The following is a 23143-nucleotide window of genomic DNA, read 5'->3' as shown; positions in this document are numbered from 1 at the left end:
CGTATCAGGGCGGCGGCGAAAAGAATGGCGCTGATTCTAGCGCCATAAATTTTATAGGCCAGCGCCGATTGCCGCAGACAACTGCTGGTGCGCCTGCTCCACCGCACGATTGACCGCTTCGTCACCGCGTACCATGGCGCCCAGGTAGACGAACTCCACGCTGTAGATACCCACAGTGGCGAGAATGGTGGTGAGGTAGGGCGTGAGGAAGTCAGGCTCGTGGCCCTTGCGCGCATTGCCCGAACTCACCAGCACGAAGGTGCGCCGATCACGCAGCAGCCCGACTTTTGCAAATTGCTCATTGACCGTGAAGCTGCGGTGGATGCGCACCACATGGTCGATCCACGCCTTGAGCGCTGCCGGCACGGTGAAATTGTGCACCGGGGTGCACATGATCAGCAGGTCGCAGGCTTCCAGTTCGACGATCAACTCTTCGGAAAGCGCCGTCGCGCTGCCGCTCAAGCCGCCGGGTGTGGTCAGTGCGTTGGCGTACTCGCGGGTCAGTGGCGGCAATGCCTGAGCGCCGTAATCGCGTTCGCTAACCTGGGCGCCCGGTACGAGGTCATTGAGCAGGGCGCGGGCCAGCTTGAAGGTTTGCGCGGCTTTGCCGTGGGGGCTGAAACTGAGCAACAGGGCGCGGGTCATGGGTTCAAGTCCTGAGAGAAGTGCATCCCCAGTGGCAGCAAGCCCTGGCGGAAATAGAAGCGTTGGGCCAGGGCCATATGCATGCCAGTGTCCAGCACCAGGTAACGATAGCCGAGGGCGCGGGTGTGTTGGCGTACCTTGTCCAGCAGTTGTTCGCCCAGGCGTCGCCGGTGCAGGGCGGCGTCCACTACCAGGTCGTCGACGTAGATGAAGCGGCCGTAGAGGGTGTTTTCTGTCAGTCGGTAGCCGGCCAAGCCGATCACTTGACCGTGTTCGCGAGCGGCGAGCAGGTGGTAGCCGTTTTGTCTCTGCCGCTGGATTTGCGCAGCGAAGGCGGTGGCGTCGGTCAGGTGTGGGCGCAGTTGCTGCATGGTGGCGAACGCTGCGAGGTAGTCGGCCTCGGTGTCCATCAGATGGAATTCGACGTGCTCGTTCATAGGCGGGGCTCCAGGTGACGCATGGGCGTTCCTTGTGCTTTAAAGGATGCATCATTCTCGCGGCGGTTGCGGGCCACCAACAGGGGCATGATTGAACAAGTCGGTTGGGGCATGATCGGGCCTAAACCTGCGGGGCGTACGCGCCGTTCTATGACCGACAAGTTCTGTAATAAAAACGCCATTGCACTGGGGATTAAATCCGAGACGGGCTATTTTGGGGCATCTCAATAATTAGAGTAGCCATGGATGAAATACCAACCTTTGAGCCGTACCCTGATCAGCGCTGCATTGGTGCTGACGGTCAGCGCTGTACACGCTGCTTCCCAGGCCCCGGTGGCCGGTGAAAACGGCATGGTGGTGACCGCCCAACATCTGGCCACCCATGTTGGCGTGGATGTGCTCAAGGCCGGCGGCAACGCGGTGGATGCGGCCGTTGCCGTGGGCTACGCGCTGGCGGTGGTATACCCGGCGGCGGGTAACCTCGGTGGTGGTGGCTTCATGACCGTGCAACTGGCAGACGGGCGCAAGACCTTCCTCGACTTCCGCGAAAAAGCTCCGCTGGCGGCGACGGCCGATATGTACCTGGATAAGGCCGGCAATGTGGTCGAGGGCTTGAGCGCCAAAGGCCATTTGGCGGTCGGCGTACCAGGCACCGTTTCTGGTATGGAACTGGCGCTGAGCAAGTACGGCACCCTCAAGCGCGCCCAGGTGATTGCTCCGGCGATCAAGCTGGCAGAAAACGGCTTTGAGCTGGAGCAGGGCGATATCGACCTGTTGCACACCGCCACCGGCGAGTTCGAGAAAGACCAGGATTTGCGCGGGATCTTCCTGCACAACGGCCAACCGCTGCAGGTGGGTCAGAAGCTGGTGCAGAAGGACTTGGCCAAGACCCTCAAGGAAATCTCCGCCAAGGGCACCGACGGGTTCTATAAAGGTTGGGTGGCCAAGGCTCTGGTGGATTCCAGCCAGGCCGGCAAAGGCATCATCACTCAGGCCGACCTCGACAAGTACAAGACCCGCGAACTGGCACCCATCGAGTGCGACTACCGTGGCTACCATGTGGTCTCGGCACCGCCACCCAGCTCGGGCGGCGTGGTGATCTGCCAGATCATGAACATCCTCGAAGGCTACCCGATGGCCGATCTGGGCTATCACTCGGCCCAGGGCCTGCACTACCAGATCGAAGCGATGCGCCACGCCTATGTGGACCGCAACAGCTACCTCGGCGACCCGGATTTCGTCACGAACCCGATCGAGCATCTGCTGGACAAGAACTATGCCGCCAAACTGCGTGACGCCATCGAGCCGCACAAGGCCGGGGACTCCCAGGCGATCAAACCGGGTGTGTCGCCCCATGAAGGCAATAACACCACGCATTATTCCATCGTCGACCAGTGGGGCAACGCGGTCTCGGTGACCTACACCCTCAACGATTGGTTCGGTGCCGGGGTAATGGCGAGCAAGACCGGGGTAATCCTTAACGATGAAATGGACGACTTCACCGTCAAGGTCGGCGTGCCAAATATGTACGGGCTGGTCCAGGGTGAAGCCAATGCCATCGCACCGGGCAAGGCGCCGCTGTCGTCGATGAGCCCGACTATCGTTACCAAGGACGGCAAGGCGGTGATGGTGGTCGGCACGCCGGGTGGCAGCCGCATTATCACCGCTACCTTGCTGACCATCCTGAATGTCATCGACTACAAGATGAATATCCAGGAAGCGGTGGACGCGCCACGTTTCCACCAGCAATGGATGCCTGAGTCCACCAACCTGGAGACTTTCGCGGTCAGCCCGGACACCCAGAAGATCCTCGAAAGCTGGGGCCATAAGTTTGCCGGCCCACAAGATGCCAACCACCTGGCTGCGATCCTGGTGGGCGCGCCGTCCTTGGGTGGTAAGCCGGTGGGTAGCAATCGCTTCTATGGGGCGAACGACCCGCGGCGTAATACGGGCCTGTCCTTGGGTTACTAACGCCGGTGCGCTGGAGCAAGCTTGCTAGCTAGCGCAAGCTCGCTCCTACAGGGGTTGTGCAAGTAGTTGCCTTACCGCTGCAAACGCGGCGACCCGGCGCTGTTGCCAATCCCCGCGAATCACCACCAACGGTTGCTGGTGCTGTTGCATCCACTCCAGGCTGGCCTGGAAAAACGCCCGGCGATCCGCCAGGTCCGGCTGGCAGCGCTGGCCGTCGGCGCTCCATTCCACGTCCTCGGGGGAGAGCAGCAGGTGCAGGTCGTAGTGCCGGGCCAGCAATTCGCTGTCGAGCCAGCCGGGATGGTCGCCGAACAGGGTCTGGCTCCACAGCTTGTTGGTCAACAGGTGGGTGTCGAGGATCAACAAGGCAGGGCGCTGGGCACGGGCGTCGTCCTCCCATTCCAGCTGACCACGAGCAATCGCCGGGATATCCGCCAGGCAGGTGTCACGCTGATGGTGATCGATGAAATACCGTACATATTCGCCCACCATCAACCCGCCGAAGTGCGCGTGTAACTGCGCCGCCAGCCAGCTCTTGCCGCTGGATTCGGGGCCGGCCAGTACCACCACCTTCATGAACGCAACGCCGGGTCGGCGCGCCATTCGCGCCAGCCTTGTACGGCGATCATGGTGAACAGTGCATAAAGCGCGGCGGTGAGGTAGAGGCCTTTGTAGAGAAACAAGCCGACGAAAATCACGTCCACGACAATCCACAACGGCCAGCACTGCACGCGTTTTTGTGCCATCCACATCTGCGCCACCAGGCTGAAACCGGTGAGGGCGGCGTCGAGCCACGGCTGGGCGGCGTCTGTCCAGTGGGCCATGGCAGCGCCGAGCAACAGGCTGCCCACGGCACCCACGGCCAGGCTGGCCATGATCGCAGGTGTTCCCAGGCTGGTGACCTGGCGGCCCTGCTTGACCTCGCCGGCGCGGGTCCACTGCCACCAGCCATAGACTTGCAATGCGGCGTATACCACTTGCAGCAGCATGTCGGAGTAGAGCTTTACCTCGAAAAACACCCAGGTGTAGAGCAACACCATGACCAGGCCGATGGGCCAGCACCAGGGGTTCTGCTTGACCGTCAGCCAGACAGCGATCACCCCCAGGGCGGCGGCGAACAGTTCAAGCCCGGACATGGCGGATCCTTGGGAGAGTGGGAGAGGGCGGTGATTGTACCTAGAGGTCGGCGATCTTCAAACTTGCGTGCGACGGCCATACATCGTACAAAAATGTGGGAGGGGGCTTGCTCCCGATTGCGGTGGGTCAGTTGCAGATGAGCTGACTGATCGTCGCAATCGGGAGCAAGCCCCCTCCCACAAGTTGCCCAGCGCTAGATTCGGAATTGGCGCAGCAACCCATCAAGCTGCTCACTCAACCCACGCAACTGCGCACTCGCCACGCTGGATTGCTCCGCCGCCAGCGCTGTGCTGTGAGACAACCCAGCGGCCTGGGTGACGTTCTGGTTGATATCTTCCACCACATGGGCCTGTTGCAGGGTGGCGCTGGCAATCGAGGCGTTCAAGCCGTTGAGGTTGTGCAGCGCCTGGCCGATGGCAGTGAGGCTCGCCCCAGCCTGGCCAGCTTGTTCGATGGTCAGCTGCGAGGCGCTGTGGCTGTCGCTGATGACCTTGACCGCCGCTTCGGAGTGGCCTTGCAGGCGTTCGATCATCACCTGGATTTCGGCGGTGGATTTCTGCGTGCGCTGGGCCAGCAAGCGCACTTCATCGGCGACCACCGCAAACCCACGGCCTTGCTCCCCGGCGCGCGCGGCTTCAATGGCGGCGTTGAGGGCGAGCAGGTTGGTCTGGTCGGCAATGGAGCGAATCACTTCGAGTACGCCACCGATCTGGGTGCTTTCGCTGGAGAGGGTGCGGATCACCTCCACGGCCTGGTTGATGGTGGTGGAGAGTTGGTCGATCTGCTGCAGACTGCCGTCGATGTTGACCTGGCCCTGTTGCGCCTGGGCCTGGGCATCGCGCATTTCGCTGGCCGCGTGTTCGGCATTCTTCGCCACGTCCTGCACGCCGTAGGTGACTTCATTGATGGCGGTAGCCACCAGTTCCATCTGCTGCGACTGCTGCTGGCTGCGGTCGTGGGCCTGGCTGGCGTTGTGGCCCAGCTCCGTGGATGACTGGCCCAGGGCGTTCGCGCATACCTGCAAGTGGCCGATCACCTGGCGCAACTTGGCGGTGAAGCTGTTGAAGTGCCGGGCCAGTTGAGTGAGCTCGTCGCGTCCGTGCGTGTCGAGGCTGCGGGTCAGGTCGCTTTCACCGCTGGCGATATTGCCCATGGCATTCACCGCCGCCTGCAACGGCTGCACAATACTGCGGGCGATCAGCAGCACCAGCACGGCCATCATCAGCGCAATGCCCAGGCCGATGACCGAGGCTTTCCACACCTGGCCTCTGAATTCAGCCTGCACATCATCCACGTAGACGCCGGAGCCGATAATCCAGCCCCAGGGCTCGAACAGCTGGATATACGAGGTTTTCTCCACCGGCGCTTCGGCCCCCGGTTTCGGCCAGCGGTAGTTGACGATGCCGGCGCCCTTGGCCTTGGCCAGGACCACGAACTCATTGAACACGGCAAAACCATCCGGGTCGCGAATCGCCGAGAGGTTTTGGCCATCAAGCTTGGGGTTGGCCGCGTGCATGATCATCACGGGGGTGAGGTCGTTGATCCAGAAATAATCATCGTGGTCATAGCGCAGGCCGCGCACCGCACTCAGGGCTTGCTGCTGCGCCGCGTCACGGGTCAGTACGCCGGTTTTCTCCAGGTTCTGGTAATAGCTGAGCACGCCGCTGGCGGTTTGCACCACGTGTTGGGTCTGTTGGCGCTTGGCCTGGTAGAGTTCGCCATGGATCTGGTTGAGCATCAGCAGCCCCAAGGCCAGCAGCATCAACACGGCGACTATCAGGATCAGCCAAAGGCGGCGGCTGATCGACATGCTGCGCAAACTGTTCATCGTCCTGTCACTCCATGCTCTTTATAATTGTGGTGCTGCTTCGAGATTTCCGGCGTGTCTGATAGGCTTTCGGCCCGGAATCGAAAAACCTGAGTACTGCCTGATTTTTCACGGAATTTTTGCAGACCGGCGTTGAGAATCAACCGCGGGCGCTTGAGTGCGTTCGTCGTCAGTGAACTTTAAAAAAGACTAAGAGGCATGCCGAGCGCATGACCTTTGGAGACAGCATGGATTTTTGGACCGCCATACAGGCATTGATTCTCGGCATCGTCGAGGGGCTGACGGAGTTCCTGCCGATCTCCAGCACCGGCCACCAGATCATCGTCGCCGACCTGATCAATTTCGGCGGCGAGCGCTTCGAAGCTTTCAACATCATCATCCAGCTCGGCGCGATTCTCGCGGTGGTCTGGGAGTTTCGCCGCAAGATCCTTGATGTGGTCATCGGCCTGCCGACCCAGCCCAACGCCCAGCGTTTCACCGTCAACCTGATCATCGCCGTGTTGCCGGCCGTGGTGCTGGGGGTGATTTTTGCTGACCTGATCAAGCATTACCTGTTCAACCCGATCACCGTGGCCACTGCCCTGGTGATAGGTGGCGTGATCATGCTGTGGGCCGAGCGCCGCCAGCATGCGGTGCGCGCTGAAACGGTGGATGACATTACCTGGAAAGACGCCCTCAAGGTCGGCCTGGCCCAGTGCCTGGCGATGATCCCGGGCACTTCGCGCTCCGGTGCAACGATCATCGGTGGCCTGTTGTTCGGCCTGTCACGCAAGGCCGCCACCGAGTTTTCGTTCTTCCTGGCCATGCCGACCATGGTCGGTGCGGCGGTTTACTCGGGCTACAAGTACCGCGACCTGTTCCAGCCGGCGGACTTTCCGGTGTTCGCCATTGGCTTTGTTACCTCGTTCATCTTCGCAATGATCGCGGTCAAGGCGTTGCTCAAGTTCATCGCCAGCCATAGCTACGCGGTCTTTGCCTGGTACCGGATTGCCTTCGGCCTGGTGATCCTGGCGACCTGGCAGTTCGGCTGGATCGACTGGACTGCGGTCAAGCCATGAACATCCAGCACCCACGCCTGAAGGCGCTGATCTTTGTGCTGTTGTGTGCCGCACCGCTGTTGGGCTCGGCTTTGCTGTGGTATCGCGGCGAAACGGTGATCCCGTTGGCGGCGTATGGCGTGGTCAGCGTGGTGGCGTTTTTCCTGTACTGGAGCGATAAGCGCAAGGCCCAGACCGAAGGCTGGCGCACCCCGGAAAACATCCTGCATGCCGTCGAGCTGGCGGGCGGTTGGCCGGGGGCCTTGATCGCCCAGCAGGTGTTCCGGCACAAGACGCGCAAGGTCTCTTACCAGGTGCTGTTCTGGGTGATCGTGCTGTTGCACCAGGTGTTCTGGCTGGACCAGTTATTCCTGGGCGGCACGTTGCTGTCGATTCTGTAGGGGCCAGGTTGGCGTTATGCTCAACGCCCTGATGCGCATTGGGATAGTACGAATGTCGTTGTCTGATTCAGATTCACTCTTACGCCGCTCGGCGACTGAGCTTGCCGCGCTGATTCAGCAACGCAAGCTCACGTCCACGGCTGTTGTCTCGGCCTACCTCGCCCGCATTGAAGCGCTCAATCCATCGATCAACGCCTTGGTGCAAGTGTGCGCGCAAGCGGCGCTGGCCGACGCCTGGGCAGCGGATCGTGCACTGGCTCAAGGTGAGTGTCGGGGCCTGCTGCACGGGGTGCCCTTTACCGTCAAGGATGTGATCGATACCCGTGGTGTGGTGTCGGCGGCAGGTTTGACTGAGCGGGCTGACTACCTGCCGGAGCAGGATGCCGTGGTGGTGACACGAATGAAGGCCGCCGGCGCCATTTTGCTGGGCAAAAGCAACTGCCCGCCGGGTGGCGGAGGTGGGGTGACCGACAATCCGGTCTACGGCGCGACGCGTAACCCCCATGGGTTGGCCCATAGCCCGGGCGGCAGCAGCGGCGGTGAAGCAGCGGCAATTGCTGCGGGCTTGTCTCCCTTGGGGCTGGGCAGTGATTCCGGCGGCAGCTTGCGGGTGCCCGCGCATTTCTGCGGTATCTGCACGTTGAAGCCTACCACTGGCCGGGTCCCCAATACCGGGGTTTTCGATCACCCGGGTGGTTTGAGCGACTATCGCAGCCAGATCGGTCCGATGGCCCGGCATGTGGATGACTTGGCGCTGGTGCTTCAGGTGATCGCCGGTGAGGACGGACGGGATGCGGGGGTGATTCCAATGCCGCTGCACGATGTGCCTGTTCGTGGCGTGAACGGTTTGCGAGTCGCGTGGTACAGCGATGGCGGCATCGAGCCGGTTGATCCCATCACTCAGGCAACGCTGCAGGCCGTCGCCAATCTCCTGGAAGCCGCGGGCGCGCGGCTGCATGCGGCCTTTCCCTCGGCACTGAGCACCGCTCGCGATATTACTGAACGTTATTGGGCGATGAGCAAGGGGTCCGGTGCGCAGTCAATCAAGCTGTTCTCTGATTGGGACCAGTTTCGCAGTGCCATGCTGGGGTTCATGGCGAACCACGACCTTATCCTGTGTCCGGTTGACGTCGCTGCGGCACCACGCCTGGGTGAGACACGGCCAGGGTTGTTCAACCATACGTTGCCCTACAGTCTGGCCGGCTGGCCCTGTGTGGTGGTGCGCGCCGGAACGGATGCTGATGGTTTGCCGGTAGGGGTGCAGATCGTCGCGCGGCCGTGGAATGAGCATCTGGCATTAGCCGCAGCGCGGGTCATCGAGCGGGCATTCGCTTTCACGCCCTGAGGCTGCGCCCCATCAACCCTCCAGCCTTAGCCCGACCTGCGTGCGCTTGGGCAGCTTGCTCACCACCAATTGGTGAGAGCGCTGCAACAGGCCACGCAGTTCCTCTGCAACCAACGGGTAGGGCGTGTTCATGATGACCCACTGCGCTCGCGCCAGATACGGCGCCGGGTGGATGCCCGGGCGGTCGACGTGGCCCAGGAACAACTCTTTATCGACTTTGAACGCCAGCGACTCACCGCGCAGATTCTGTAGCGCAAACATCTTGTTGCCGGCAATCGAGAACACGCGTACGCCGCCCCATTTATAGTCTTCCCGCGCACCGGGCAGGCCCAGGCAGAACGCGGCGACTTGTGCTTCGGTCATGCTCATAACGTACGGTCTCCACAGCCTTTGAAGCCTTCTTCCAGGTAGTCGATCCAGGCCCGGATGGCCGGTAACACACCACGCCGATGTGGGTACACGGCCTGCAACCAGCCGCCCGGCAATGACCATTGCGGCAACAATTGCACCAGGCGGCCACTGGTTAGTTCCTCCTCGCAATACATCATCGGCAGCACCGTGAAGCCCAAGCCCATGATGGCGCTGGCCTTGCGCACGGTGAAGTCTTCGATGCCCAGGCGGGCCTCCATCACCAGGTCGTGAGGGTTGCCCTGGGGGTCGAGAATACGCTGGTGCACCATGCGGTCGGCTTCAAGTGCGCCGAGTATGGGCAGTTGCTTGAGGTCTTCGAGGGTGTGCACCTGCCGCTCGCGCATGAACGCGGGGCTGGCGACCAGCACCGTCTGGGCCTGGCGCAGGCGCTTGGTCACCAGCAGCGGGTCTTCATCGCCCAGTTCGCGCACGCGCAGGGCCACGTCAATGCCTTCGGCCACCAGGTCGACGCGGCGGTTGACCAGCGTCATGTCCAATTGCACCAACGGATGCGCGGCAAGAAACCCGGCCACCAATTCCGGCAGGATGTTCTGGGCCAGGCCCACCGGGCAGCTGACGCGAATACGCCCGCGCGGCTCGCTGGACATGCTGGCCACGGCCTCGTCGGCCATTTCCGCCTCCAGCAGCATGGCCTGGCAGTGGCGTAAGTATCGTTCGCCGACGGCGGTCAAGGTCAGTTGGCGGGTGGTGCGTTGTAGCAGGCGCGCACCCAGGCGTTCCTCCAGCTCGGCAATGCGCCGCGACAGCCTGGATTTGGGAATTCCGAGTAGCCGCCCAGCCGCCGCGAAACCACCGGCTTCGACGACTTTAGCGAAATAGTAGAGGTCGTTGAGGTCTTGCATGCTGGGCCTATTGTCCTGTCAGTGGGACAAACTATCGCATTTAAGCTTACTTATCGACTATTGGTTTCATGTGTAGCATCACCACCATCTGATCGCCACTGTCGATCCCACCTCGGAGATCCACCATGAAATTACTGCATATCGATTCCAGCATCCTCGGCGACAACTCCGCTTCCCGCCAGCTCAGCGCTGGTGTGGTCAAGGCGTGGCAAGCGGCTGAGCCGGGTGTGGAAGTGACTTATCGTGACCTCGCCAGTGAAGGCATCAACCACTTCTCCGGCGCCACCCTGGGCGCATTGGGGACGGCCGCTGAGTTGCGCGATGCGGCGCAAAAACACGAGGCTGAACTGAGTGCATCGTCGCTGGCTGAATTCCTCGCTGCCGATGCCGTGGTGGTGGGTGCGCCGATGTACAACTTCACTATTCCCACTCAGTTGAAAGCCTGGATCGATCGCATCGCGGTTGCCGGCCAGACCTTCCGTTACTCCGAAGCCGGCCCTGAAGGCCTGTGCGGCAACAAGAAAGTCATTATCGTCTCCACCGCTGGCGGCCTGCATGCGGACCAAGCCTCGGGCGCCGCCCATGAAGGCTACTTGAAGCTGCTGTTCGGCTTCCTCGGCATCACTAATATTGAAATCGTCCGTGCCGAAGGTCTGGCCTACGGTGATGAAGCGCGCAGCAAGGCCATGAACGACGCCAACGTACGCATTAACGAAGAGTTGTTCGCCGCTGCGTAAGGCTAGTGTAAATTGCGCCTTTGCTCGGTTTCATTTTGAAGTCGGGCGCCTAAACTCTGTATTCTGATCGCCTGAACGCGAGCGGAGTACGGAGTTTTTTCGTTTGTGGCCCAGGTTATGCACACATGGTTCCAACACCCTGGACTTTTTATTCGACATGCCGGTTTTTGCGCAGCAAAGGTGGACATCCCCATGATGCGTCTTTGTGCTGTTTTGGTTCTCTCCCTGGTTGGCGGCCTGGTTTCAGTGCACGCCGCCCCGGCACCGCATCCTCATTGGAGTGTGGGCTTTCATCGCATGAGCGTTCTTGACCCGCTGGATTCACAGCCGATGAAAGCCATTGCGTTCTATCCTTCAACCGACGCTGGGCACACCACGCAATTGGGGCCTTATCGCGTTGCCGCCAGTGAAGACGCCAAGGTCGCGATTGGCCGTTTCCCGATGCTGATGCTGTCGCATGGCAATACCGGCACGCCGCTGGCCCTGCATGACCTGGCCACCTCCCTGGCGCGCAAAGGGTTTGTGGTGGTGGCGGTGCTTCACCCTGGCGACAACTACAAGGATCACAGCCGCCTGGGGACTGTGAGCAATTTGTATGGCCGGCCGATCCAGATTTCCCAGGCGATCACCGCCACCTTGGCCGATTCAATGCTGTCGCCCTTCGTTGACGTCGATCAGATCGGCGTCATCGGTTATTCCGCCGGTGGCGAAACTGCCTTGATCCTGGCGGGCGCCAAGCCTGATTTCGACCGCCTGCGCCGCTACTGCCAGCAACGCCCGGAGGACCGCGACGCCTGCACCACCAACGGCGAACTGGTCGTCGACCGGGACGATTTGCAACCCCAGGCCGACCCACGCATCCATGCGCTGATGCTGATGGCGCCACTGAGCCTTATGTTTGGCCGCCACACCCTGGCTGACGTACATGTGCCGGTACTGCTCTACAGTGGCGATGGTGACAAGCTGGTGGCCGTGGACAAAAACGCTGCCGCCCTGGCGCGCAAGCTGCCGGAGCCGCCCGATTTCAAACTGTTGGCCGGGGCAGGGCACTTCGTGTTCATGGCGCCGTGTGACAGTGATCAATTGGCAACGATGCCGGCCATCTGCACCGATGCCGATGGTGTCGATCGCGAAGGTATCCACCGCGACCTGGTCTCCGAGGCCGGGCGCTTTTTCAGCCATACCCTCGGCCAGACGACTCGCGCCGGTTTGCAGACTGCGGATCAGTAGGCACGGCGCCTGAGCAGTACGGTCAAGGCGAGTGCGCTGACCGACAGCAGTGCGGCGCAGAAGAAGATCCAGCCGTAGCCGAGGTTCAACGCCACGGCGCCCATCAACGGCCCGGCAATCGCCAGGGCCAGGTCGAAAAATACCGCATAGGCACTCAGCCCTGCGCCCCGGCTGCTGTCCGGCACCTGTTTGATGGCCTCTACCCCCAGCGCCGGGTACACCAGCGACAAGCCAAAGCCGGTCAGCCCGGCACCGATTAACGCCACGCCGGTGGACGGCGCCAACCACAGCAACGTCAGGCCCAGGGTCTCGATGAGCATGCAAGCGATGGCAGCAGTGAACCCGCCAAAACGGCTGATGGCCGAGATAAACACCAGGCGCGACAGGATGAAGCACACACCAAATACCGTCAGGCAGTAGGCCGCGCCGGACCAGCCGCGGTTGAGGTAATACAGGGTAATAAAGGTCGTTAGCGTGCCGTAGCCAATCGAGGCAAGGCACAGGCTGGTGCCGAACGGTGCGATACGCCCGAACACCGCCCAGAACGGCAGCCGCTCACCGCGTACCACCGGCACCGAAGGTTTAGTGCGGATCAGCACCAGGCCCAACGCCGCCAACACCGACAGGGCAATACCGAGGCTGGTGTAGCCATATGTCGCCACCATCACCACGCCGACTGGCGCACCAATGGCAATGGCGCCGTAGGAGGCGATGCCATTCCAGGAAATCGAACGCGCAGTATGTTCGGTGCCTACCGCGCCCATGCACCAGCTGATGGTGCCCACGCCGATCAGGCCCTGGGCCACGCCCAATAACAGGCGGCCGACGATCAGAATGCTCAGGCTCAAAGTCGGCAGGCTTTCCACCAGGGTGGCGATAAAGGTCAGCACGCCACTGATCAGAATGCCGGCCAGGCCCAGCACGATCGCGCGCTTGGTGCCGACGTTATCCGACATCCGGCCGGCCATCGGGCGGCTGAGCAGGGTGGCCAGGTATTGCGAACCGATGGTGATCCCGGCGACTACGGCGCTGAAACCCAGTTGCTCATGCACATAGCCTGGAATCACCGCAATCGGCAGGCCGATGCAGATAAAGGCAATGAAGGTGTAGAAGACGATGGAGACGATCTGCAGGGTGATCGACAGGGAGGACGGGGCGGCGGCAGGCATGGGCACTCGTTCGCTGGCGGGCGGTACGGCATGATGGCATAAGTGAGCATGAAAAAAGCCCTGTCACATGGACAGGGCTTTCTCTTGCAGCTTGCAGCTGAAAACTACTGGCTGTCCTTAAAACACCACACCCTGGCTACGCAGGTAGTCATCGTAGGTGCCGCTGAAGTCGATCACGCCGCTAGGGCTCAACTCGATGATGCGGGTGGCCAGGGACGATACGAACTCACGGTCGTGGCTGACGAAGATCAGCGTGCCCGGGTAGTTCTCCAGCGCCAGGTTCAGCGCCTCGATGGATTCCATGTCCAAGTGGTTGGTCGGTTCGTCCATGATCAGCACGTTCGGCTTTTGCAGGATCAGCTTGCCGAACAGCATACGGCCTTGCTCACCACCGGAAATCACCTTCACCGACTTCTGGATCTCGTCGTTGGAGAACAGCATGCGACCCAGGGTGCCACGGATCATTTGCTCGCCTTGAGTCCACTGGCCCATCCAGTCGAACAGGCTCATGTCGTCTTCGAAGTCATGGGCGTGGTCCTGAGCGTAGTAGCCCAGCTCAGCCGCGTCGGTCCACTTGATGCTACCGGCATCCGGCGTCAGTTCGTTGACCAGCGTACGCAGCAGCGTGGTCTTGCCGATACCGTTCGGACCGATGATCGCCACGCGCTCGCCGGCTTCAACCTGGAAGCTGAAGTCCTTGAACAGCGGTTTGCCATCGAAGCCTTTGGCCATGCGCTCGACGATGACCGCCTGGCGGTGCAGTTTTTTGTTCTGGTCGAAACGGATGAACGGGCTCACACGGCTCGAAGGCTTGACCTCGGCCAGCTGGATCTTGTCGATCGCCTTGGCGCGGGAGGTGGCCTGCTTGGCTTTGGAAGCGTTGGCCGAGAAGCGGCTGACGAAGGATTGCAGTTCGGAGATCTGCGCCTTCTTCTTGGCGTTGTCCGACAGCAGTTGCTCGCGGGACTGGGTCGCCACGGTCATGTACTCGTCGTAGTTGCCTGGGAACAGGCGCAGCTCGCCGTAGTCCAGGTCAGCCATGTGGGTGCACACGCTGTTCAGGAAGTGACGGTCGTGAGAGATGATGATCATCAGGCTGGAGCGCTGGGTCAGGATGTTTTCCAGCCAGCGGATGGTGTTGATGTCCAAGTGGTTGGTCGGTTCATCGAGCAACAGCACTTCAGGGTCGGAGAACAGCGCCTGGGCCAGCAAAACGCGCAGCTTCCAGCCTGGGGACACTTCGCTCATCGGGCCGAAATGCTGTTCCAGGGGAATGCCCAGGCCCAGCAGCAGCTCACCGGCGCGGGATTCGGCGGTGTAGCCGTCCATCTCGGCGAACTCGGTTTCCAGCTCGGCGACGGCCATGCCGTCGTCTTCACTCATTTCCGGCAGCGAGTAGATACGGTCGCGCTCGGCCTTGACCTTCCACAACTCCTCGTGGCCCATGATCACGGTGTCGAGCACGGTGAATTCTTCGTAGGCGAACTGGTCCTGGCGCAGTTTACCCAGGCGCACATTCGGCTCCAGCATGACCTGGCCACCGGACGGATCGAGGTCGCCACCCAGGATTTTCATGAAGGTCGACTTGCCGCAACCGTTGGCACCGATCAAACCATAGCGGTTGCCGGCGCCGAACTTGACCGAGACGTTCTCGAAGAGCGGCTTGGCGCCGAACTGCATGGTGATGTTAGCTGTGGAGATCAATTACTTTACCTATCAATGGGTTGCGAGCGTGACGGCAGGTGCCTTCAGGCATGCGTCAACAGCGACATCAAGGCGCGAAACCCGGTCGCTGAGCGGAAAATTTTGGATGTGTGTTGGAATTTGGCGCGCATTGTCGCATATGTCAGGCAACAGTTGTATGGCGAGCGAAGGATGGTTTCGCCATCGTCTCTGGCATCGCCAGCCATAACAGCAGCAACGCCACGCCTGCCACGCCGGCCAACGTCAGAAAGGCCGCGTTGTAGCCTGCCTGTTGCACCACGAAACCGGCCAGGCTGCTGCTCAGCGCCGCGCCCAGGCCGAATACGGTGGAGAGGGCGCCCAGGCTGACGTTGAAGCGCCCGGTGCCGTGGGTCAGGTCCTTGACGATGACCGGGAACAGCGCGCCGAAAATGCCAGCGCCGATGCCATCGAGCATCTGCACCGTCACCAGCCAGTACGGGTCGCTGGACAGGGTATAGAGCACGCCGCGCAGCGGCAGAATCACAAACCCGGCCAGCAACAGTGGCTTGCGCCCCCATACATCGGCCTTGAGCCCCACCAGCCAGGCCATCGGCACCATGACCAACTGCGCGGCGACGATGCACGCGGAGGTCAGGGGCGTGGCCATCTGTAGGTTGATCTGTGCCAGCTTCTGGCTGACCAGCGGCAGCATCGCGGCATTGGCCAGGTGAAACAGGGCGCAGCAGATGGCGAACAGCAATAGAGGGCGATTGGCCAACAGCACGTTCAGGCCCGAGGGCTGTTCATGATCGCTGTGAACGGCCGGGTCGAAACCGCGAGCGACCTCATGGTCAATCGCCTTGGCCGGTACGCAACTGACCGCGACAACGCTGGCGACCGCCATGAAGGCCATCAGGTAGAACACCACCACCGGCCCGAACAGATAGGCCAAGCCACCAGCCAGCAGCGCAGCCACGGCGTTGCCGGCGTGGTTGAAGGTTTCGTTGCGTCCGGTGCGCCGGGTGAAAGCGCGGGGGCCGGTAATGCCCAGGGAAATCGCGGAAATTGCTGGAGCGAACACCGAGGCGGCTATCGCGCTGGCGGCTTGGGTCAGCGCCACCCAGCCAAATGAACTGACGAAGGGCAGCATCAGGCAACTGGTGGTGACCAACAGCGCGGCAAATGCAATGACTGCACGTTTACGGTGGGTGCGGTCGATCAGCGCACCAGCCGGGCCCTGGGTGATCAAGGCGGCGATGCCCGCCAGGGTCATGACCACACCGATGCTGGCCGGGTCCCATTGATGGACCGCCAACAAGTAGATCGCCAGATACGGCCCGAGACCGTCGCGCACATCGGCGAGGAAGAAGTTCAGGCTGTCCAGGGATAACGCGATGCGCAGGTCTGAGGGATGGGCCACGGTGCGACCTTCAAAAGCGGTGCTCAGGGAGCGAACACGCGTTGGTTTAGTGACCAGCAGGCTTGACGATAAGTTTCGCGGTCGTCGAGGGTTCTATCCTGCTGGCATTTGATTTACTTTCCCAAGCCCGCCTGACTGACTTTCTGGAGAAGCAATGGACATGCCCTCAGCACAAGAGGCAATTGCCAGCAACAAAAACGCCTGGGACGAATCCGCCCGGCTGCATAAAGACACGGCCACCTGGACGGCGTTGCTGGCCTCGGTAGCCAAGCCTGATTTCTCCTGTCTTGACCCGACCATCACCGCGTTGCTGCAAGACGTCGGTGTGGTGGGCAAGGACGTGGTGCAACTGGGCTGCAACAATGGCCGCGAAAGCCTCTCACTGTATGGCTTGGGCGCGCGCTCGGTGGTGGGGATCGATCAGTCCCGGGCATTTCTGGACCAGGCACGTGAGCTGGCCGCGGTGTCGCCCCATAGCCCCGAGTTCGTAGAGACCGATATCCATCATTTGCCCGAGCGTTTGCACGCACGTTTCGATATTGCCCTGGTGACCATTGGCGTGCTGGGCTGGATGCCGGATGTGGGGCTGTTCATGCAGCATGTCGCCAGTGTGCTTAAACCTGGCGGCACCCTGGTGATGTACGAAACCCACCCCTTCCTCGAGGTGTTCGACCCGCGGGCGGCCAACCCACTGTTGCCTGCCAGCTCCTACTTCCAGCGCGAACCCTTTGTGCTGCAGGAATCGATTGTCTATGAAGGGCAGGGTGAGCAGGCCGGACCGACGTCCTATTGGTATGTACACACCCTGGGAAGTGTGGTTGGCGCGGCGATCGCGGCGCAATTGCAGATAGGTCACTTGCAGGAGTACCCGCACTCCAATCGGGAAGAGCTCTACGACCAATATCAGCACCAGACCGCGCAATTGCCGTTGTGCTTTACCTTGACGGCAACCAAGCGGGCCGGCTGATCCAGTTTCCATCGCGCAAAAAAAAGGCCCGCGAGGAGAGGCGGGCCAAGTGATTCACTGGAGTAGGTAGGTCCACCCTATAGATCGAAAAGTGAAGGCTTTGTGAAAACGCTGTGATCAAATCGGATAGACGCGCCGATCACGATCGCCGTACGAAGGTGCGCATGGTTTGCCCCGGGCCGGTGCTGAATTGCGTAGGCCTGGGCATCCCTTCATCCGCTGCGATAAACACAAAATCATCACCTTCAAGCCAGTAGCTGGCAGGCAACTGCTTGCCCGCATCATCGCCGATGGTGTCGACCCAGGTGATACTTTTGGGGGTGGTGCTGGCGTCGAGGATAAAACGCCCCGCCAGCAATACATCGCCACTGATCGTAACCACTTCGAATCCATCTCCGCTAATTGTCGTTATAGCCCCTGGCGCGCTGTGGGCGTCAGCAGGGTTGAGAACGCCACTGTCTTCAAGGGCAGTTTGTTCCCAGGCACCTTGAAGCTTGTGAAAATCCGCGGCTGAAAAAGGCGACATGCAAATTCCTTATTGCTGAAGAGGGAAGCGTTAAATTGTATCGAGAGTGAAACTGCAATACAGGGAAGCTGAGTTTTTTTCTTTATAGGACAGGCATTTGACAGCATTTTCATGATGTATTGACTACTCTTGCAGCTAGGTTAGTCCGACAGGGTTGTGACATTTGTCCTATTAGCCGAAATAAAATGGAAATATTCCATATAACTGTGGGATTTTTCAGCGGACTGAGTGGTCATATCGCCATTGGTCCGCCGTGTACAGGGCGTTGTCCCTGATGTGAGAAGTCATTGTGCTTCTGAGAATGATGGCCTTTTAGTATTATCTTAAGGTGTTCTTATTTTGAATCGAACTTCCCCGCTCCCGCCTTCCGTTGCTTCTGATGAAATTGATCTGATTGAATTGTTTCACGCGATTTGGCGACAAAAAAAGCTGATTGTGGGGTGTACGCTTCTGGCAGGCGTATTAGGCGCGGGGTATGCCTTCCTTGCACCCAAGACGTATGAAGTCAGCAGTGTGTTAAGGCCTGCGGCAATCAACGAGCTGGATGCCTTGAACCGTTCGGAAGTTTATAAGTTGCCGCCTGCTGATGCGCTGGTAAAAGTGGGCGCACAGCTGGACTCCTACGAGGCCCGCCTGGGATTTTTCAAGGACCACGAGGAGTTGTTCCAGACGTTCAAGAAACCGGGGCAAAGCCTTGAACAGAGTTTTGAGGAGTTCAATCGAAATTCCGTCAACCTGATCCTGCCAGATCCCAAGAAATCCGATTCGCTCAGTAGCTATATTCGCCTTGAGTTGCAGTACCCGACCGACGTCGATGGTGTCGCGATCCTCAACGGGTTCGTGGATTACGCCATTGCTGCCGAGCGCCAGCAAGTCGGCGCCGACCTCAAGGTAATCGTCAATAACCGCTTGAGCGAGCTTAAAGGCAAGATCGACGCTGCCCGTGCCAACTACGATACCGAGAAAGAGTCCAAGATCGCCAAGCTGCTTGAGGCTGACCGGCTCAAGCGTGCCCAGTTGCAGGATGAGCTCAGCGCACTGCGCTTGCAGATGAAGATGGAGCGGACCAACCGCCTGGCTGAGCTGGCGGAAGCCATTACGATTGCCAAGTCGATGGGGATCCGCACACCGACGACGCCATCCTCCATGGCTGATGCTACGCGCAACGGTTCGAGCCAGGTCATGCGCACAGAGGTGAACAATCAGAAGATCCCGCTGTATTTCATGGGCACCGAGGCGTTGGAAGCCGAGCGCTCGGCTTTGCAACAGCGCACCAGTGATGACTTCACCAACACACGCATTGCCGAGATCGGCAAGGAGTTGCAACTGCTGGAAAGCAACCGCGAAGTCGAGGTGCTACAAAAGCGTGGCAATGAAGACATATTCCTGCAGGACGTAGAGCCGTTACGCGCTGAAGTCGCCAGGTTGCGCAGCTTGAATATCGACATGAGCAACTTGAAGCTGGTGACGATCGACCGCCGCGCCCAGGAACCTGTGGCGCCGATCAAGCCGAAGAAACCGCTGGTCATCGGGTTAAGTCTCGTCGGCGGCTTGCTGCTTGGGATGATGATTGCGTTGATCCGCTACTTCATCCGCAGCCGAGGCCAAGCCTTGCCTTATACCGCATTGGGTGACAGCAGCGTTCCTCGCCGCGAAGGTAAAAACGACCCGCTATAGCCCTGGCAAAGCGTTCATACAGGCGGGCCCAAGGGCCCGCCTGCTCACCCCTCAAGCACAACCAGTGGACAGCTTTTCACAATTCTTAGTTAACCTTTGGTTACAAAGTGTGGCTAAATAACGTCAATGGTTTCACGCCGACAGGTTGCCCAGCCGGCCGTGTCACCGGTATGTGAATTGTGATTTCAGGTGCTGCTTATCCATCCTCGGCCGTTGTGGGCCCGCAGGAGCAGCCTGTTCTCTCCCTGACTTGTGACGAATCCCTTGAAACTCATCATTGTTGCTCTCTACGTTGCCTCCATTGCGTATGTACACCTGCGTGGTCGGGTGCGACACAAGCTGGGTCGCCAGCTTAGCGATCACTCGACGTTCCTGGCGCCGATCAACTGCTTCCTGTACCTGTTCTCCAAGCAACCCAGCCGCCCGTATCTCTCGCCCAGCGACTTTCCGGACCTGAGCCCGTTGCAGGAGCACTGGGAGGAGATCCGCCAGGAAGGCCAGAACCTGATGCGCGCAGGGGAGATCAAGCGCTCGGACCAGTACAACGACGTGGGTTTCAACTCGTTCTTCAAGTCAGGCTGGAAGCGCTTCTACCTCAAGTGGTACGGCGACAGCCACCCGTCGGCGATGAAGCTGTGCCCACGCACCACCGAGTTGGTGCAAGGCATCGGCTCGATCAAGGCTGCGATGTTCGCCGAGCTGCCACCGGGCTCCAAGCTGGTGCGCCACCGTGACCCCTACGCGGGCTCCTACCGCTATCACTTGGGGCTGGATACGCCCAACGATCCTGGCTGCTATATCAATGTGGATGGCGAGAGCTACTACTGGCGTGACGGCGAGCCGGTGATGTTCGATGAGACCTACATTCATTACGCGGAAAACACCACGCAGCAAAACCGGATCATTCTGTTTTGCGATATTGAGCGCCCGATGAAGTACCGTTGGGCGGCGGCGTTCAACCGGTGGTTCAGCCGCAATGTGATGGCGGCCGCAGGCTCGCCCAATGACGATGGCGACAAGACCGGCGGCCTCAACCGTGCCTTTACTCGCCTGTACAAGATCCGTCTGCGTGGCAAAGAGCTTAAAAAGCGCAATCGCACGCGCTACTACCTGGAAAAATGGGCGATCTTCGCTGGTTTGGCGCTCATCTTCATTCTTGTTTGAAGCTTGCCCAGGGCGCGAATCACTGCGGTGGTTCAGCGCCCAGCTTGTCCCACATCTTCTTGCTGATTTTCTGTCGATTGGCGTAGCCGGCCCAAGGATCTTCCTTCAAACCCTGCAGCCGCTCGTGCAGGTTCGCCACCGTCCACTGCTGGGCGCTGCGCAAGCCTTTCAATTCATCCCGACTGACCGGTACCGATACCGGCAAGCCTGGCCGGGCCCGTACGGAATAAGCCGCCACCGTACTGGCGCCACGAGCGTTACGCAGGTAATCGATAAAGATCTTGCCCACACGGTTTTTCGGGCCGCTGGTGGCAGTAAAGCGTTCGGGCAGTTGTTCAGTCATAAACTGGGCAATGGCTTTGGCGAACGCCTTCACGGTGTCCCAGCCATCGCGTCGGGCCAGGGGCACAATCAGGTGCAAGCCTTTGCCGCCGCTGGTCTTTACGAAGGCTTGCAAGCCCAGCTCATCCAGTACCGACAGGGTCAGTTGCGCCGCTTCCAGCATGGCTTTCCAGGGCAGGGCGGGATCGGGGTCGAGGTCCAGCACGAACAAGTCGGGGGTTTCGATTTTGTCCGTGGTAGCGCCCCAGGTGTGCAGTTCGACAGTGCCCATTTGCACAGCGCCCATCAGGGCGTCTGCGTTGTCGATTTCCAGCAGGCGCGCGTGGCCGGGGTCGAGCGCCGGGTCCAGTTGCTTGATGTGGGGAATCGCCATGCGCTCGGAGTGTTTCTGGAAAAACTGCTCGCCGTCGATGCCTTCCGGTGCCCTGAGCAGGGAGACAGGCCGGCCATGCAGAAAGGGCAGGATCCAGCCGCTGATGTCGGCGTAGAACTGTGCCAATTGCTGTTTTTGCGTACCGCTTTGTTGGTCGATGACTCGCTCGGGGTGGGTAATATTGACGCCCTTATGCGTTTCTTTTGCCTTGGGCTGCTTGAGCGTTTTGGCCGCGCGTGGCAGTTCATGAATGATCTGCGAGACCGGTTTATCCGTGCGCAGCCCCACGAAAGCCGCCTGGCGCACCACACCCTCACGGGTCCACTCGGCAAATTGCACTTCAGCGACCAACGTTGGTTCAACCCAATGCACACCGCGGGCCTGGGCACTGGTCAGGGGTTTTTCCAGTGGCGAGGTTTTACGCTCGAGGGGCGTGAGCTTGGCGTAGATCGCCTTCAGTGCCGCCAGGTCAAAGCCGGTGCCCACGCGCCCGGCGTAGACCAGCCCGGCGTCTTCGTTGACCGCCAGTAACAGTGCACCAAACCCGCTGCGCGAACCTTGGGGCCGGGTATAGCCGACAATCACGAACTCCTGGCGCAAGCGGCATTTGAGCTTGATCCAGTCGGCACTGCGGCTTGACACATAGGCGCTGCCGGCCCGCTTGCCGATCACGCCCTCAAGGGCCAGGTCGCAGGCACTTTCGAAGATATCGCGCTGGTTGGCGGCGAAGGCTTCGGAAAAGCGCAGTAACTTGCTGCGGCTACCGGAAAGCGCGGATTTGAGCGCAGCGCGGCGCTCTTGCACCGGGGCCTTGCGTTGGTCTTGCCCATCGAGGAAGGGCGCATCGAACAGGTAGTAGACGATGTCCAGGCTACGGCCGATATCGAACGCATTTTGCAGCGCCTGGAAGTCCGGTAAACCGTCGGCGTTGAGGCTGACGACTTCACCGTCGAGCCAGCTGTCCTTGAGTTTAAGCGCCTCCAGCGCCTTGACCTGGCGTGGCAGGCGCTCAGTCCAATCATTGCCGTTGCGCGTGAACAGGCGCACGTCACCGTCGCGGATTCGCGCCAGCATGCGGTAGCCATCGAATTTGATTTCGTACAGCCAATCGCCAGCGGGCGCGCGGTCGACCAGGGTTGCCAATTGCGGGGAGAATTGCTCGGGTAGCGCAGTGTGCGCATTCTTGGGCTTCGCAGTTTTCTTGGGTTTGCTGGCAGCCCGGGCTTTGCCCACCGAGGCATCGCTGAGCACACTGTTGGGCTGGGCCTGGACGATATCGTAGTCGGACGCTGGGCGGGCCTGCTGGTCCTTTTCCTTGATCAGCAACCATTGCTCCTTGTCGCCGCTGCCCTTGAGCCGAGTGCGTACCAAGGCCCAATCCCCCGAGAGCTTTTCACCCACCAGGGTAAATTTGAGTTTGCCGGCCGCGTAGGCCTTGCGCGGGTCGTCATGGGGTTGCCATACACCACGGTCCCATACAATCACATCCCCGGCGCCGTATTGGCCGGCGGGAATGCTGCCCTCGAAACTGCCATAGCTCAGCGGATGATCTTCAACGTGCACCGCCAGGCGCTTCTGGGTCGGGTCCAAGCTCGGTCCCTTGGGTACCGCCCAGCTCAACAGCACACCGTCGAGTTCCAGGCGAAAGTCATAGTGCAGGTTGCGTGCATCATGCTTTTGAATCACAAAACTCAGGGCCGAGGCTTTACGCTTGGCGGCCGGGGAGCTTCCAGCGGGTTCGGCGGTAATCTCGAAATCGCGTTTGCGGTTGTACTCGCTCAGGGGTTTTGCCATGTCA

Annotated in this window: 21 protein-coding genes; 9 read left to right on the top strand and 12 right to left on the bottom strand. The window is 60.4% G+C overall.

The features are described from left to right. Positions 1-51: 51 nt before the first annotated feature. Together FRT59_RS19335 and FRT59_RS19330 are read right to left on the bottom strand one after the other, a co-directional pair. Positions 52-645, bottom strand: a complete 594-nt coding sequence (locus tag FRT59_RS19335; protein ID WP_153839809.1) for an FMN-dependent NADH-azoreductase — start codon at positions 643-645, stop codon at positions 52-54. Then, positions 642-1082: a GNAT family N-acetyltransferase gene (locus tag FRT59_RS19330; RefSeq protein ID WP_153872051.1), complete on the bottom strand. Its 441-nt coding sequence runs from the start codon at positions 1080-1082 to the stop codon at positions 642-644. Before FRT59_RS19330 ends, FRT59_RS19335 begins: the two co-directional genes overlap by 4 nt. A gap of 246 nt (positions 1083-1328) precedes the next feature. Between FRT59_RS19330 and ggt the strand changes: the two genes are divergently transcribed. After that, entirely contained in the window at positions 1329-3053 is a 1725-nt protein-coding gene (gene ggt, locus FRT59_RS19325) for a gamma-glutamyltransferase (protein WP_153872050.1), read from the top strand. A gap of 45 nt (positions 3054-3098) precedes the next feature. On the opposite strand, the gene FRT59_RS19320 is transcribed toward ggt, so the two are convergent. From FRT59_RS19320 to FRT59_RS19310, 3 genes are all read right to left on the bottom strand, one after another. Further along, positions 3099-3629, bottom strand: a complete 531-nt coding sequence (locus tag FRT59_RS19320) for an AAA family ATPase (protein ID WP_034119539.1) — start codon at positions 3627-3629, stop codon at positions 3099-3101. Continuing rightward, on the bottom strand, positions 3626-4189 hold the full coding sequence (pnuC, locus tag FRT59_RS19315) for a nicotinamide riboside transporter PnuC (protein ID WP_153839811.1): 564 nt from the start codon (positions 4187-4189) through the stop codon (positions 3626-3628). The genes FRT59_RS19320 and pnuC overlap by 4 nt, the downstream gene beginning before the upstream one ends. Positions 4190-4383: 194 nt before the next feature. Continuing rightward, positions 4384-6018, bottom strand: a complete 1635-nt coding sequence (locus FRT59_RS19310; RefSeq protein ID WP_153872049.1) for a methyl-accepting chemotaxis protein — start codon at positions 6016-6018, stop codon at positions 4384-4386. Positions 6019-6245: 227 nt separating this feature from the next. Here FRT59_RS19310 and FRT59_RS19305 point away from each other — a divergent pair, with 227 nt between their 5' ends. From FRT59_RS19305 to FRT59_RS19295, 3 genes are read left to right on the top strand one after another with little or no spacing between them, the layout of a single operon-like run. Beyond that, on the top strand, positions 6246-7076 hold the full coding sequence (locus FRT59_RS19305; protein ID WP_153872048.1) for an undecaprenyl-diphosphate phosphatase: 831 nt from the start codon (positions 6246-6248) through the stop codon (positions 7074-7076). After that, positions 7073-7456: a DUF1294 domain-containing protein gene (locus tag FRT59_RS19300; RefSeq protein WP_153872047.1), complete on the top strand. Its 384-nt coding sequence runs from the start codon at positions 7073-7075 to the stop codon at positions 7454-7456. The genes FRT59_RS19305 and FRT59_RS19300 overlap by 4 nt, the downstream gene beginning before the upstream one ends. A 52-nt stretch (positions 7457-7508) precedes the next feature. Further along, a complete protein-coding gene (locus FRT59_RS19295; RefSeq protein WP_198809729.1) occupies positions 7509-8801 on the top strand; it encodes an amidase in 1293 nt (430 codons plus the stop codon). Between the two features lie 12 nt (positions 8802-8813). Here the strand turns inward: FRT59_RS19295 and FRT59_RS19290 are convergent, their stop codons facing one another. Both FRT59_RS19290 and FRT59_RS19285 read right to left on the bottom strand, forming a co-directional pair. Next, on the bottom strand, positions 8814-9164 hold the full coding sequence (locus FRT59_RS19290) for an MmcQ/YjbR family DNA-binding protein (protein WP_153839870.1): 351 nt from the start codon (positions 9162-9164) through the stop codon (positions 8814-8816). 2 nt (positions 9165-9166) lie between these two features. Further along, positions 9167-10075: a LysR substrate-binding domain-containing protein gene (locus tag FRT59_RS19285; protein WP_034119477.1), complete on the bottom strand. Its 909-nt coding sequence runs from the start codon at positions 10073-10075 to the stop codon at positions 9167-9169. Positions 10076-10200: 125 nt separating this feature from the next. Here FRT59_RS19285 and FRT59_RS19280 point away from each other — a divergent pair, with 125 nt between their 5' ends. After that, positions 10201-10812, top strand: coding sequence for an FMN-dependent NADH-azoreductase (locus FRT59_RS19280; protein ID WP_034119478.1), 612 nt, complete (start codon positions 10201-10203; stop codon positions 10810-10812). A 192-nt stretch (positions 10813-11004) separates the two neighbouring features. After that, complete coding sequence (locus FRT59_RS19275; protein WP_153872046.1) at positions 11005-12042, top strand: alpha/beta hydrolase family protein; 1038 nt, start codon at positions 11005-11007, stop codon at positions 12040-12042. On the opposite strand, the gene FRT59_RS19270 is transcribed toward FRT59_RS19275, so the two are convergent. From FRT59_RS19270 to FRT59_RS19260, 3 genes are all read right to left on the bottom strand, one after another. Beyond that, positions 12036-13211 (bottom strand): MFS transporter, encoded by a 1176-nt coding sequence (locus FRT59_RS19270; protein WP_153872045.1) that lies wholly within the window; start codon positions 13209-13211, stop codon positions 12036-12038. The two genes, FRT59_RS19275 and FRT59_RS19270, sit on opposite strands and share 7 nt — an antisense overlap. A gap of 117 nt (positions 13212-13328) precedes the next feature. After that, positions 13329-14915, bottom strand: a complete 1587-nt coding sequence (locus FRT59_RS19265; RefSeq protein ID WP_080752973.1) for an ABC-F family ATPase — start codon at positions 14913-14915, stop codon at positions 13329-13331. Positions 14916-15057: 142 nt separating this feature from the next. After that, positions 15058-16296 carry an MFS transporter gene (locus FRT59_RS19260; protein WP_198809730.1) on the bottom strand — a complete coding sequence of 413 codons (1239 nt, stop codon included), beginning with the start codon at positions 16294-16296 and terminating at the stop codon, positions 15058-15060. 154 nt (positions 16297-16450) lie between these two features. Here FRT59_RS19260 and FRT59_RS19255 point away from each other — a divergent pair, with 154 nt between their 5' ends. Next, entirely contained in the window at positions 16451-17263 is an 813-nt protein-coding gene (locus FRT59_RS19255; protein ID WP_153872043.1) for a class I SAM-dependent methyltransferase, read from the top strand. A gap of 139 nt (positions 17264-17402) precedes the next feature. On the opposite strand, the gene FRT59_RS19250 is transcribed toward FRT59_RS19255, so the two are convergent. Next, positions 17403-17789, bottom strand: a complete 387-nt coding sequence (locus FRT59_RS19250; RefSeq protein WP_153872042.1) for a TIGR03067 domain-containing protein — start codon at positions 17787-17789, stop codon at positions 17403-17405. A 339-nt stretch (positions 17790-18128) separates the two neighbouring features. Between FRT59_RS19250 and FRT59_RS19245 the strand changes: the two genes are divergently transcribed. Beyond that, entirely contained in the window at positions 18129-19466 is a 1338-nt protein-coding gene (locus FRT59_RS19245) for a Wzz/FepE/Etk N-terminal domain-containing protein (RefSeq protein WP_034119485.1), read from the top strand. Between the two features lie 264 nt (positions 19467-19730). After that, a complete protein-coding gene (gene lpxO / locus FRT59_RS19240; RefSeq protein ID WP_153872041.1) occupies positions 19731-20630 on the top strand; it encodes a lipid A hydroxylase LpxO in 900 nt (299 codons plus the stop codon). A 19-nt stretch (positions 20631-20649) separates the two neighbouring features. Here lpxO and ligD read toward each other — a convergent pair whose 3' ends face one another. After that, positions 20650-23139 carry a DNA ligase D gene (ligD, locus tag FRT59_RS19235; RefSeq protein WP_153872040.1) on the bottom strand — a complete coding sequence of 830 codons (2490 nt, stop codon included), beginning with the start codon at positions 23137-23139 and terminating at the stop codon, positions 20650-20652. Positions 23140-23143 lie beyond the last annotated feature (4 nt).

This window comes from Pseudomonas haemolytica, assembly GCF_009659625.1.
In the GTDB taxonomy this organism is placed as follows: Bacteria; Pseudomonadota; Gammaproteobacteria; order Pseudomonadales; family Pseudomonadaceae; genus Aquipseudomonas; species Aquipseudomonas haemolytica.
The sequence above is the reverse complement of the archived record's forward strand: the minus strand, read 5'-3'. Positions and strand labels throughout refer to the sequence as shown.